This window comes from Pseudoalteromonas sp. DY56-GL79 (genome assembly GCF_041414765.1).
Classification (GTDB): Bacteria; Pseudomonadota; Gammaproteobacteria; order Enterobacterales; family Alteromonadaceae; genus Pseudoalteromonas; species Pseudoalteromonas piscicida.
This window is the reverse complement of the sequence record NZ_JANHZS010000008.1, coordinates 114,562-127,541: the sequence shown is the minus strand read 5'-3', so window position 1 is coordinate 127,541 and position 12,980 is coordinate 114,562. Positions and strand designations below refer to the sequence as shown.

The following is a 12,980-nucleotide window of genomic DNA, read 5'->3' as shown; positions in this document are numbered from 1 at the left end:
ATGTAGAGATCGCCGCGTAAAGCGGCTCCTACCAGTGGGAGTCTAGTGTGGTGGGAGCGGATTTATTCCGCGATATTTTATGTAGAGATCGCCGCGTAAAGCGGCTCCTACCAGTGGGAGTCTAGTGTGGTGGGAGCGGATTGGCTCCGTGATGTTTTTTGTAGAGATCGCCGCGTAAAGCGCCCCCACCTGCGTGAAGTGGTTTTTACCAGTGGGATCTAGTATGGTATGAGGGGATTTATTCCGCGATGTTTTATGTAGAGATCGCCGTGTAAAGCGGCCCCTACTTACCCAATTATTAAAGGAATGTTCTATATGACTCCAAGTGTGTTACGCAAAGCAGTTAATGCCTTTTCTAAAGATACTCAGCATCAACCGGATTATTATTTTGTTGAAGGCTATTTGATTGGCAAAGTTGCCATTAATGATATTGCTGAAATACACGAGTGGTTGCCTGAACTCTTTGGTGATTACACGGTTATTTACCGTGCTCAGTTAGAAGCCTTAATGGATTTGCATGAGCAGTGCGTTTCAAGCTTGGATGGAAAAACTTATAAGTTGCCAAAAGAGTGTGCGCTCTCTAAGCAAGACTTTGCTGCATCATTAGCAAAGGGGGCTCCGTTACCGAGCTTTTGTCTTGGTCTGCTTAAGGCGTTGGATAAAGTATCTTTTGAGAACTTGTCACTAGAGCAGAAAGGTGCGGTAAGTGAATTACAACAACAGCTCACCGGGTTTACTAGCTTAGATGCAGCAAAGGCGGCGTTTTCACACGCTGAGCCTATGATGCCTTTTGAGCGAGAGGCTCATGAGGTAAAGCGTTATTTGGCAGGCGCGATTATGGAGTTAGGGGATACGTTGATTTGGGATCCTGAGTTAGACAACGAGTTCGGAGCGTTTGAATTTGAAGAAGATTTTGATGAAGAACAAGAAGAAATAAGAAACGCACTGATTGAAAACTTGCTCAAATTGACTCACATTGATTCAATCCCTTTACTTGAACAGTTTATTCACAATGAAGAACAAGACTTTATTACGCCTGACTATATTGAAGAAAATCAAGGCAATTTTTGGCTTATCCACGAAACCAGACCGTATATGTTTATTCGTTACCATAAAGCGTGGATTTACTTTTGGGCAGACAAAGTACAAGAGGCGGTTGATGAGCTAGAAGTGTTGCTTCGACTTAATCCCAACGATAATCAGGCCTGTCGATACCTGTATGTGAATGGTTTAGTCATCTTAAAGCAGTGGGATAAACTACAAGCTTGCCTTGATGAATATGAAGAAGAGAGTATTTTTATGCTATCTGCAGAGGCGTTGATGCGTTTTGCGCAGGATGGCGAGAGCAAAGCTTTGAATGAGCTAAAAGCGACAATCAAAGGGTACAATAAGCACTTTATCAAGATGCTTACAGGTCAAGAAAAGACCAAACAAAAAGAGATATATGGCTACACATTGGGCTCAAAAGAAGAAGTCTTAAGTTATATAGATTGTGGTGGTAAAAAAGCCTGGTTAAGCGTTGAAGGAAGCCTCTTTTGGCTGCGCAAGAAAAGTTAATAGTACTTTGTATCAGGCACGCTGAGTGAGTCTATTTAGGGAAAGGCCCTCAATTAGATAGGGCCTGCTGGTTGGGGGTTGTGTTAAGTTATATGCCTTCAATCATCCACTTTGCGGATAACTGGTCCGGCTCGCCATGGCGATTTAACTCAGGTTGGTTTTGCGCTTGGTTAAACCAAATATATTGCTGCCAAAATTGATTTTTGATATTCCACACACCACCTTGATAGATCAACGAGTAGAGTGCTTGTTTAGGGGAGTCTACGAGTTTGAGATAGCCTGCGCTTTTGCTGCTGTAACTTAAAAACAGTGAAGGGGCTTGAGTGGCTCTAAAATAGTGCTGACCCTGTGCATTGGTTACCTGAATTAAATTGAGAGGCTCAGTTGGGCTAAAGGTAATTCGGGTATTATTGCTCAGGGTCTGTGCTGCTAAATACTGGTTATTTACTGGCGACTTTATCGTGATTTGTGTACCCGTATCTGCACTTAACTGCGGATATGTCCAGCCGCTTGGTGGCGTTTGCCAGGTTAGAGATTTCCAACGCCAGTTGTAGGGTATATCTAAGTGTGGGTCGTTAAGATCTTCAAAACCAGGTTCGGCTTCGATATTAAAAAGACATTGGTTTCGCTCTGCATCTAGCTGTGCAACACGCTCGGCTTGGCTAGTTGTACCTACATTTAGCTCTGCCATACAGGCTTCAAGCGACTTCCCTTTTCCCGACTCATTAGGGGCCAGTACATAAGTATGGTCACGTTTACTTTCGTCCTCATACCAAGCCAGCATAGCTGCCTCGTCAAACGACAACCAGTTTTGTACTAGTCGCTGTGCTTCTTGCTCGGCTACGCTACGTCTTTGTGCTTTTGGTATTGCCATTGTGCGAATAAACGCAGCCCAGAGATCTTTACTGGCCTCCAGCGCGACAATCGCAACCGGTTTCATGCTACTAATACGATAAGACTGCCAACCAGATTCTAAGCGTGTATTCGCTCGCCAAATTACATCGCCACTGGCGAAGTTGAGCACATCTTTGGTATCGTGCGAATGCTGCTCGGCACCTTCTGAGCAAAGATAAGCTTTTACTTGCCAAACCTTTTCGTAGTTATCTTTTGGGAGCCTTACCGTATGTTCTGGACTAAACGAGTCTTGAAATAGGTGAACAGCACGGCCAAACAAAAAGTAATTATGATCTACTTCCGCAAGGGCGGCGTGGCCACCACCATCCCATACCTTGAGGCGCTTTTCCTCAGCCATAGCCGCATCAATAAAATGTTGAACAAAGCGTTTTTGCGCGCGATAAGCTGCATCTACACCACCTTGGCCTGCAATATCATCATAGCGGCGCATAAAGTGATCTAGCTGAATGTCAGCCGGCTCTTGCGAGACTGCGCTAAAGCAGTTTGGGCCGGTAGGATCGGTACTGGCGTTGGTGACGTTAAATCCAGCAATATCAACCCAGCGCTCACCAACGATGGCGGAGTTCACACTGTCGTATCTTGGTTCATAGAGCGGGTTGTTGTTTAACTGGGACTGGAGTCGAGTAATTTCATCTTGTGCGGTATGTAGCGCGATGTTCTTTGCCAAACCATAGCGCCAAGCGTGTCTGGGGTCGTTGGGATCTGGTTCGATAATGTGTTCGGCATCCAGCACTTCAAGTGCTGCGGTGCGGGTTAACCATTCATGTCCCATGGGCATGATCCCTTGTCCACCAAATTGGGTGAATGCTTGAACTGTGCTGCTTAATGCAAGTCCTAGTGCAAATGTGAGAGGCTTTATTTTCATATCTACTCCTTGAAAACTAAAAGCAAAAAATAACGTTTTTACTCAACTGAGGGACAAGGATTATAGTTTGTGAAATAAATGTTTCAATTAATTTTTGTTTGTAACGAATAAGTTTTCTAATCACCTGATTTGTTCTTTGAGTGTTAGGCTCTTACATGGTTTAAAAAAGATAAAAATATTTCTCAATTAATATCATATGGTTGTTGATTATTTTGTTCGTGTCGTATGTTCTGTAATGAAGTGAAATATGCACATTTTATTGCTGGTGCTACAGTTACTCTACTTAGCTGTGACTCAATTTAAGCGAAAGTTAGCGCACACTTGAGTATGTTTTGTTAACAAGTGTGTTGTTTTGTGCCGTGGTTACTATATCTAAAGGATATAAATATGAACTATTCACTTCACCCCTCTGTCGGTGTCGCAAGACTCGGTAATAGCGATGGTCAGTTTTATTTAGCACCAGACAAAATAGGTGGTTTACCGTTTGAATCCGATGAATGGGGCAATCAGATAGACAGCCCTGTCAGTCAGTTTAAAGATGCAGAAGGCCGGATCCGCAGACAGGGCCAACCCTTTAAAATCATTGACGAAAATAACAATGAACTAACGTTATCGAGCGATAACGTGAAATCCATTAGTTGGACCGTACACGTCGCGAATAAAAAGGCGGCATGGTATGAGTTTAATGAATTACAAGGCAACTTACTCTATGGTCAAGATAATAGTTATAGCAATCGCAACACGCCTTGGCGTAATGCAGATGCAACGGATCGTCGAAGCCTAATTATTGACCCAGGTCCAAGAACGATATCTGGCGCAAATGCAAAAGCTGAATTTGACGCCGCCAGTGCCCCTGCAGGATATCCGGTTAGTTTCCCTCCCAAACCGTGCCAAGGCACTGAAATAAAGTCGCTCGGAGATATTTTAACCGATAACGAAGGCCGCTTAGTAGTACTTGGCGGTAAAGGGAATGCGGGTGGTAACCAGCCTCTTGAATCTTACGGTGGCGCGGACACGTGGCATGATGATATTGCGGATGGGACTGTGTATTGCACGGTTACGTTTGACGATGGTAAAACCTTGCAGCTCTCAGCTTGGGTAATTGTTGGCTCTCCGGACTTTGCACCGGAAATCGTCAATATCTCCAACCTCAGTGATACTATGTTTGACGTTGCGGTACGTGAACAAAACTTATGTCCTGAGCTTTACAGCAATGGTGAGTATCAGTCTTCTTATCAGGCAAATTATTACCAAGATATTGAGCCGATTATCCAGCGTATCAGTCGGTATCAGTGGGTATCAAATGTCCAATCTATGTCGGCATTTGTTTCCAATATTTTTGATTTTAAAGACAGCTCTGAAGATAACAAAGCGAATCGTCAGGCTTACTTTAAGTATTTTAGACAGCCAGTTGACCCAGCCACAGTGCAGCAAACTCCGCCAAACGATCAAACCAATCAGCAACTCTTCGAGTATGGTATTGAGGGTAATTTACCACTGATGCCAATGAACTCTGGCAGTAACTCGGTGAGCAACGCTGAAGACAATATTGTCGATAAGTTTTTAACGTTAACGCAGACTCAATACTTCTTACTGAGTCAGTGGGCCGCTGGTAACTTTTCAAGTGCTAAACCTTCAGCGCCACAGAGTGCAGTCGATGAGTTTGGCGTATTTTATGCGGATCAAGGTAGCGTGGGTAACTGCGTTGGCTTACCTATGTGCCCAGGGATTGAGGTAACGTGGAGTTTACAAAATCCAGCAGTGTACGCGGCGCCTTATATCATCAAAGATCAAAGTATGGGTAATGGCTTTCCAAGTGGCTTGGATGCTGAGCGTGATGAGTGCGAAGGTGGTGGTTGTCAGCCTGGAGATTTAACCAAGCGCATGGCATGCCCATGGCAAGCTGACTTTTTCAATTGTACTATTCAAAATGTGAACTTTACCGAGCCAACGGTGAATAAAGTGAACGTCGGCACGGAAGACGATCCGCAAATGGTGCCAGCAGCCCCAACTTACTATAGTTACTGGTGGCCACCGCAAAGCCCTTGGGATGTATTGACGAATCAATTTGATGATCAATCACTTACTCACCTTCCAGCTGGCCAGCAAGTCAACTATGCACGGGGTATTAATAGCTTTGTGCAAATGGTTGAGCATTGGTCGGCACTTGGTTTTATCCGCAATCAAAATAGTGATGAACCTAATTTCCCGTATTTTACGGAAATCGAACGTAATCACCAATTGTTTGCGTATAAGGATGTGCCTGTCTCCGATATTACTGGGAATTGCCAAGACGACGGAACCGATATTCCGGTGTTTTACATTCCTGATGACCTTAAAGATCACCTGTCTTGCGGGTGCTCTAAGGCCAAAGCAATACTAAAAGGGCTTGAAGAAAAAATGGCTAAGCCAATTACGCAAAAACGAGCTGCGAAAAAAGTGCCTCGTAGCGGTACTCGAACAAGACGGTAATGGGTATGAATGGTACTCACGAATGTGATGTGCTAGTAATTGGTGCTGGCCCTGCTGGGGCTAGCACCGCATTAAACTTGCTCAATCACACAGACCTATCAGTCATTTTAATCGAGCAGTCTGATTTACAAAAATTAAGAATTGGCGAAAGTGTATCTGCAAGTGTGTTTTCGGTATTGGACTATTTGCAGATAGACAGAGCGGATTTCGGTCCGCACTGTTTTACTCCAACTCAAGGTAATAGTGCGTTTTGGGGAAGTGAGCAATCCGCTAATCGTCACGCGATTTTTGCACCAGATAGAGCAACCTATCAAATTAATCGTGAGATATTCGATCTAACCTTGCTCGAAAGCACTATCCAGCGTGGTGGTACGGTATTCCCGCGCACTAAAAGCAAAGCAATTACTCAGTTACAAGACGGCCGTTACTCAGTGGTCGTGAGTCATCCTGACTATGGTCAGTTTACCATTGTTTGCGAGTATCTTGTGGATGCGTCTGGGCGTAATTCGCTGATTGGCAAATCTCTAGGAGCGGCTGTTCAGCAATATGACAGACTTACAGGGGTTGGTGCCTTCTTTAAAGTAAAGCGAGGGGCGCTTGAGCAACTGCAACTAATTGAAAGTGACGAATTTGGCTGGTGGTACAGTGCGGCACTTTCTAACGATATGTTAGTTGTAACGTATTTCAGTGATTTTGAATTGCTATCAAAGCAGCGCTTAAATCGTTTGGCACAGTGGCAAGCTCACTTAGGTAGCAGTAAATATATGTCACGGCGGGTTGAGGGGGCAAAGATGGTCGACGAAAACCTATGGATCCGACCTGCTGGGAGTCATTTTAACCGTTTTTCTCATCTCAAAAATTATTTACCTGTGGGGGATGCAGCTTGTGCGTTTGACCCTATTTCCTCTATGGGATTAGGGTTTGCCATGACATCGGGATGCCAAGCGGCAGCCATTATCGGCAATACCAAAACATCTCAAGCGTTTATGCGTAGCAGCAAGGTATATCAACAAGACTTAGCGCGTCAGTTTGATCAGTACTTAGCGCTAAAGCAGCAGTTTTATAATAAGGAAAAACGTTGGTGTGATGCGCCTTTTTGGTTCAAGCGGCAGCAGCTTATCAATCAGGTTGCTTAACTTAAGCTAACCGAAGAATAACAACTGCTAGCGCACAAGTTGTTATTCTGATTTCGGGTTAGCTTATATTAAAGCAAACTTAAAATGTGTTTGGCATTTTGCCGGGCAAGGCAGCCCTTGACGGGATCGGTTGAAAACGTTTTAGCCGATATCTCCATAGGCTCCCCTTCATGAAGTACATCACCGCTATAGACTTTAACTCGACAGGTCGTTTTGTTTTGCTCTTCTAAATAAACAAGCTCCACTTTTTCGGCCTTCATAATTAAGTTTTTGTATGGGTATCCCGCATCAGTAAATACTTTTTCAGTTTGTACCTGCTCGGATGTTGATGCGAGTGCTGCTAGAGGAAATGCAAGAATAATTGCGTATTTCATGATAAAGACTCCTTCCGTCTCTGATTTCACCGTTAAGTATTGTGTGCATTCATAAAACTGACAAACTAGAAATTCTGACCTATAGTTAAGTTTTAATTAAGTAAGATGGCGAATGAAATCACCTCCACTCAAAGGACTTTGGTATTTTAAAACGGCGGCAGAATTAGGCAGTTTTAAGCAGGCGGCGGAAGCCTTATTCGTGACTCAAGCTGCCGTGAGCCAACAGATAAGAACTCTTGAGCAACAGCTTGGTTGTATGTTATTTGAGCGGCAAACAAGAAAGGTATTGCTAACTCAGCAAGGACAAGACTTGTTGCCTTACTTACACAAGGCCTTTGGGCAAATGGAAATGGGTCTATCGACGTTAAAATCAGATCCTAACCCAAACACCATTAACCTGTCGGTTTTGCCTTCATTTGCTACTTGTTGGCTTTTGCCTAGATTGGCGAGCTTCAACAAAGCATTGCCAAACTTCCAGCTACGTATTGATCCTACCGAGCAACTCGCCGATTTTAACCACGACGATATCGATATTGGGATCCGTTTTGGATTTGGTAACTATCCGGGACTGAAAAGCGAGCTCATCGCGGAGGATGAGCTGGTTCTTGCCTACCGCCCTGGATTAATTGACCCAAACAAACCGCTGCGAGAGCAGCTATCAAAGCTCAATTTTATTTATGACGAAGGTCGAGATAATGAACATGCGTGGCTTGAGCTAAACAAGCAGCTGGGTTTAAGTGGTCATACATTCAGTAATCTCAAAATTGATAATGCGGCATTGGTGCAGCAGGCAACGGTGGCAGGGCAGGGGTTTTCTTTGTTACGTCGACGTTTAGTGAATCAATCTTTAGAGCTTGGCCAGTTAGAAATCTATCCCGACTTTGCATGGCTATGTGAATATCGTTATTTCTTGGTCGCACCTGAGCGTCACTTTGAGTGGCCTAAATTAAAGGCGTTTAGGGATTGGATAGTTGCCGAGCTTAGTGCGTGTTGAATTATCTGAAGCCCAGGTTTTCTCGCTTCAAAATAGATTTCGTAATTAAGCTAATTGGTATAATTTTGGTCAAAGTATAGTCATAAGCAAGCAGTGTGAGTAGTTCGGATCCGAGCTAAATAACCTGAAGTTAGATACTCGGATCCGGCAGCCTATTTGTTAAAGGTGCTTTTTAAGAAAGTCGAGATAGGCTTGAGAGGCCTCAATACGGTTTTCCTTTTTAGAGAACCCATGCCCTTCATCGTCAAATAGTACATATTTGACAGGCACATTGTTTGAGCGAACGGCTTCGACCAATTCATCACTCTCTACTTGAAGTACACGAGGATCGTTTGCACCTTGCACAACCATCAATGGCTTAGTGATATTTTTGGCATGGAAAAGTGGTGAGATACGATGCAAACGCTCCTTATCGGTAGCCGGATCGCCTAACTCATCATATAGAGACTTCCTATATGCTTCCCACCATGGTGGAATAGACTCAAGAGTTCTTACCCAGTTAGTCACACCAAAGATATTGATCCCTAATTTGAACTCTTCAGGTTCAAATGCCAGTGCCGCTGCAGTCATATAGCCACCGTAGCTTCCGCCCATTATGCCGATACGATCAGCATCGACCCAGTCTAGCTGTTGTAGATATTTTTTACTCCAAACGATGTCTTGTAAATCATCCTCACCATGACGTTTGTCATCTAAGTGGAAGAATGTTTTACCATAGCCAGAGCTGCCTCGGTTGTTTACGGCGAAAATCGCATACCCTTGATTAACCAAATGCTGAGTAAGAGCACTATAACCCGTCATGCTTTGGCCTCCGGGACCTCCGTGAACAAATACGAGCGCGGGCACTTTATTTGTCGAACTAGCAAGTTTTGGCTTGTAGAGTACGCCTGGCACCTCCAAACCATCAAAACTGTTAAAGCGAGCGATGGTGCTCTCGACCAAATGTTCGGTATTGATTTTGTCGCTCAAGGTTGAGGTCAACTGCTTAACTTCATCACTGCCAACACGCCATACGTACAAGTTATTTGGCGAGGTGTCCGAATTTAAATAAAAAGCCATCAGCTTTTCGTCATCGGAGAAGTTAACGCTGTTGATACTACCCGCAGGGAGCTTAGGGAGTTTGATGTCCTTTCCTGTTTTAAGATCGGTGATCGTGACTTTTACGCTAGAGTCTTCGTTCACTCCTACAACACGATAGCGGTTGGAATTGGAGAAATATAAGAACCTCACGTCCCAATTTTTTTCTATATAAGGCGTGTGTTTACCTGTCGCGATTTCATAGCGCCAATTTTGATAAAATTCACCATGGGCATCGGTCCCATAGTATAAATATTTGTCGTCTTTAGAAAATGCTGAAGCGGAAAAGTTTGCCTCGTGCGCCACGTTTGAAATCTCAACGAGAGGGGCGCCGGGGTTATGTAAGTCGAGTAAGAATAAGTCGCTGTCTTTATTACCTTGCGCATTGATAAGTGCAAGGTAGCGATCGGTTTCACTCACCTGTTGGACATTTAAATTGTTGTCATTTTTATAAATAAGTTCACTTTCGTAGGTGGCAGCATCAAATCGATATAGATCCATAAAGCGCTCGTCACGCTGATTGCTTAACACGTAAAAGGCGTTGTTATCGTTAGTAAAACCGATAAAACCGGCTCTCACTTTTTCTCCTGGCGTGAGATCTTTAACGTGGCCATTTTCGTCACGGACAAAAACATGAAAGCGCTCATTTCCACCGTTGTCTCGCGTGAATAAGATGCGGGGATCATTTGGAAAATATCCGATTGGGTAGGTTGAATCGGTGGCATCCGTTATTTGTGATCTTTCGCCGGTTTTGACGTCAACTTCATAGAGGTTATATATTCCCGACTCGTCAGAAGTGACCAAAATTTTCTGTGCATCAGGGCGAAACGCGCTGCCTTGAATATTTGTGGTATCAAAAAAAGTCTCTGCTGAATAGGTTTTAAAATCAGCGGCAACTTGGTTAGTTTGCGGCTTATCAACTTGTTGAGTTGTTTGGTTACATGCACTGAGCGTGGCGAGCAAGGTGCACGCAATGAGTGATTTTTTAAACATAATTTCCCTGCATTCATTTTTATTATTGATTTCTAGCATATAACGATAGGAAACAATGGCAAGCATCTGGCTAGGGTTTTGTGTAAACCAATGTAGTGGTTAGGATGTGATTGTCTTTGCTGCTGAAAGCCAGCGTAAAGGATAATCACATCCCAGGTTTTTTTAAGTGGTTATTTTAGGTCAAATCGGTCTGCATTCATTACTTTGGTCCATACCTCAACAAAGTCACGGACAAACTTCTCTTTGCTATCATCTTGTGCGTACACTTCGGCGTAAGCGCGCAAAATAGAGTTAGAACCAAAGACGAGATCAACGCGAGTCGCGGTCCATTTTACCGTGTTCGTGTCGCGTGTTTTTATCTCATATAAGTTTTCTCCACTTGGCTCCCAACGATATGCCATATCGGTCAAGTTGACGAAAAAGTCATTACTCAAGGTGCCAACGTTATCGGTAAATACGCCATGCGATGTTTGCCCATGATTGGTGCCTAGCACGCGCATTCCACCGATCAGTACGGTCATTTCCTTGGCTGTGAGTCCCATCAGTTGGGCTCTATCAAGTAGCATTTCTTCTGGTTTTACGCTGTAGTGCTGTTTTTGCCAATTGCGAAAACCGTCATGTACAGGCTCTAATACATCAAATGACTCAATGTCGGTTTGCTCGTCTGTGGCATCGCCTCGCCCAGCGGCAAAAGGCACTTGGATTGATACACCGGCATTTTTAGCCGCTTGTTCAACGGCAGCGCAGCCACCCAATACGATTAAATCAGCCATGCTTACGGTAGGCGTAAAATTACTTTGTACGGCTTCCAATGCCGCAAGTACTTTCGCTAGACGCTCCGGCTCATTTCCAAGCCAATCTTTTTGCGGGGCTAGGCGGATCCTTGCACCATTTGCACCCCCTCTAAAATCGGAATATCTAAACGTTCTCGCACTATCCCACGCGGTGGCTACTAATTCTGAAAGCGTCACATTGGTTGCTAGAATTTGTTGCTTGAGTGCGCTAATTTCACTGTCGTTTAGGGTGTAGTTAACGCTGGGGACGGGGTCTTGCCAAAGTAGATCTTCGTTAGGGACTTCAGGGCCTAGATAACGACTTTTTGGGCCAAGGTCGCGATGGGTAAGCTTAAACCACGCTCTTGCAAAAACATCGTTAAAATAGTCGGGGTCGGCATAAAACTTCTCTGAAATTTTACGATAAGCAGGGTCCATTTTCAGTGCCATATCGGCATCTGTCATCATCGGCATGCAGCGTTTAGATGCGTCTTCAGCATCAACTGGTTTATCTTCTTCTTTTATATTGATAGGCTGCCATTGCCATGCACCCGCAGGGCTTTTGGTTTGCTCCCATTCGTATGTGAACAGCAAGTAGAAGTAGCCATTGTCCCATTGAGTTGGGTTCGTCGTCCAAGCGCCTTCAATACCACTGGTTACCGCATCAGAGCCAATGCCACGCGAGCTGTGATTCATCCAACCAAAACCTTGTTCATGCAAGTCCGCGCCTTCTGGTGCCGGGCCTAATTCATCGGCATTGCCATTTCCGTGCGCTTTACCCACAGTGTGTCCGCCAGCGGTTAGCGCAACCGTTTCTTCATCGTTCATTGCCATTCGAGCGAAGGTAACACGCATATCTTCAGCTGTTTTTAACGGATCGGGATTACCATCTACGCCCTCAGGATTAACGTAGATAAGACCCATCATCACAGCGGCAAGCGGGTTTTCTAAATCGCGTTCGCCGCTATAACGGCTGTTTTGGTTATTTGAGGGAGCCAGCCACTCTTTTTCGCTGCCCCAGTAGGTGTCTTTTTCCGGATGCCAGATATCTTCTCGGCCACCGGCAAAACCAAAGGTTTTGAATCCCATCGACTCATAAGCAACATTGCCCGCCAGCACGATTAAATCGGCCCAAGAAATACGATTGCCATACTTTCTTTTAATCGGCCAAAGTAAACGCCGCGCTTTATCTAAGTTTCCGTTGTCCGGCCAGCTGTTTAGCGGAGCAAAACGCTGATTACCCGTGTTTGCGCCACCGCGACCATCCGCAACACGATAACTGCCCGCAGCATGCCATGCCATTCTGATCATTAACCCTCCATAGTGTCCCCAATCTGCTGGCCACCATGGCTGCGAGTCTGTCATTAGTTGCTCGAGATCTTTTTTCAGGGCGTGGTAATCGAGGCTGTTAAATGCGTTTTTGTAATTAAAATTGGCATCCATCGGATCGGTTTTCGTATCGTGCTGATGCAATATGTCTAAATTCAGGCTATTTGGCCACCACTGGTGCTCGCTATGCTCTGACGACGTATTTGCACCATGTGCAAAAGGACAAATCGATGGTGTGTTTTGTTTCTTATCCATGGGAGATCCTTGTTTGTTCGATGACGGAAGATTGCTAGGGCCTGTTTATCTTTTAAGTTTGTTTTTGCAGAAGTTTGATTGATATGTACATCGGGCAAGTTGTACGCCGTGAGCAAAACACGCTCAGAGGAACAAAAATCAAATCGCAAAGACTAATAAACCCTAGGGCCTGTTGATCTTTCAAGTTTGTTTTTGCAGCAGTTTGATTGGTATTTATACAAGGCAGAGCCAGCGTAGCAT

8 protein-coding genes are annotated in these 12,980 nt (G+C 44.5%); 4 read left to right on the top strand and 4 right to left on the bottom strand.

Translation table 11 applies throughout. From position 1 onward, the window contains the following. Positions 1-315 precede the first annotated feature (315 nt). Positions 316-1,557 (top strand): hypothetical protein, encoded by a 1,242-nt coding sequence (locus NO992_RS07645; protein WP_371375794.1) that lies wholly within the window; start codon positions 316-318, stop codon positions 1,555-1,557. An 88-nt stretch (positions 1,558-1,645) separates the two neighbouring features. Here the strand turns inward: NO992_RS07645 and NO992_RS07640 are convergent, their stop codons facing one another. Continuing rightward, positions 1,646-3,337, bottom strand: a complete 1,692-nt coding sequence (locus NO992_RS07640; RefSeq protein ID WP_371375791.1) for a hemolysin D — start codon at positions 3,335-3,337, stop codon at positions 1,646-1,648. A 387-nt stretch (positions 3,338-3,724) separates the two neighbouring features. On the opposite strand from NO992_RS07640, the gene lodA reads away from it, so the two are divergent. Together lodA and lodB are read left to right on the top strand one after the other, a co-directional pair. Next, positions 3,725-5,809 (top strand): CTQ-dependent lysine 6-oxidase LodA, encoded by a 2,085-nt coding sequence (gene lodA / locus NO992_RS07635; protein ID WP_010375342.1) that lies wholly within the window; start codon positions 3,725-3,727, stop codon positions 5,807-5,809. Between the two features lie 5 nt (positions 5,810-5,814). Further along, positions 5,815-6,945 carry a lysine-epsilon-oxidase maturase LodB gene (lodB, locus tag NO992_RS07630; RefSeq protein WP_371375788.1) on the top strand — a complete coding sequence of 377 codons (1,131 nt, stop codon included), beginning with the start codon at positions 5,815-5,817 and terminating at the stop codon, positions 6,943-6,945. Positions 6,946-7,013: 68 nt separating this feature from the next. Here lodB and NO992_RS07625 read toward each other — a convergent pair whose 3' ends face one another. Then, entirely contained in the window at positions 7,014-7,319 is a 306-nt protein-coding gene (locus NO992_RS07625; RefSeq protein WP_371375785.1) for a hypothetical protein, read from the bottom strand. Between the two features lie 112 nt (positions 7,320-7,431). Between NO992_RS07625 and NO992_RS07620 the strand changes: the two genes are divergently transcribed. Further along, complete coding sequence (locus NO992_RS07620) at positions 7,432-8,313, top strand: LysR substrate-binding domain-containing protein (protein ID WP_371375782.1); 882 nt, start codon at positions 7,432-7,434, stop codon at positions 8,311-8,313. Positions 8,314-8,472: 159 nt separating this feature from the next. Here the strand turns inward: NO992_RS07620 and NO992_RS07615 are convergent, their stop codons facing one another. Next, positions 8,473-10,383, bottom strand: a complete 1,911-nt coding sequence (locus NO992_RS07615) for an alpha/beta fold hydrolase (protein ID WP_371375779.1) — start codon at positions 10,381-10,383, stop codon at positions 8,473-8,475. A 170-nt stretch (positions 10,384-10,553) separates the two neighbouring features. Next, complete coding sequence (gene katG / locus NO992_RS07610; RefSeq protein WP_371375775.1) at positions 10,554-12,740, bottom strand: catalase/peroxidase HPI; 2,187 nt, start codon at positions 12,738-12,740, stop codon at positions 10,554-10,556. Between the last annotated feature and the right edge of the window lie 240 nt (positions 12,741-12,980).

Coding starts and splice junctions, on each gene's coding strand:
- NO992_RS07640 (WP_371375791.1), bottom strand. CDS start 3,337: ATGAAAATAAAGCCTCTCACATTTGCACTAGGACTTGCATTAAGCAGC.
- NO992_RS07620 (WP_371375782.1), top strand. CDS start 7,432: ATGAAATCACCTCCACTCAAAGGACTTTGGTATTTTAAAACGGCGGCA.
- lodB (WP_371375788.1), top strand. CDS start 5,815: ATGAATGGTACTCACGAATGTGATGTGCTAGTAATTGGTGCTGGCCCT.
- lodA (WP_010375342.1), top strand. CDS start 3,725: ATGAACTATTCACTTCACCCCTCTGTCGGTGTCGCAAGACTCGGTAAT.
- NO992_RS07645 (WP_371375794.1), top strand. CDS start 316: ATGACTCCAAGTGTGTTACGCAAAGCAGTTAATGCCTTTTCTAAAGAT.
- NO992_RS07625 (WP_371375785.1), bottom strand. CDS start 7,319: ATGAAATACGCAATTATTCTTGCATTTCCTCTAGCAGCACTCGCATCA.
- NO992_RS07615 (WP_371375779.1), bottom strand. CDS start 10,383: ATGTTTAAAAAATCACTCATTGCGTGCACCTTGCTCGCCACGCTCAGT.
- katG (WP_371375775.1), bottom strand. CDS start 12,740: ATGGATAAGAAACAAAACACACCATCGATTTGTCCTTTTGCACATGGT.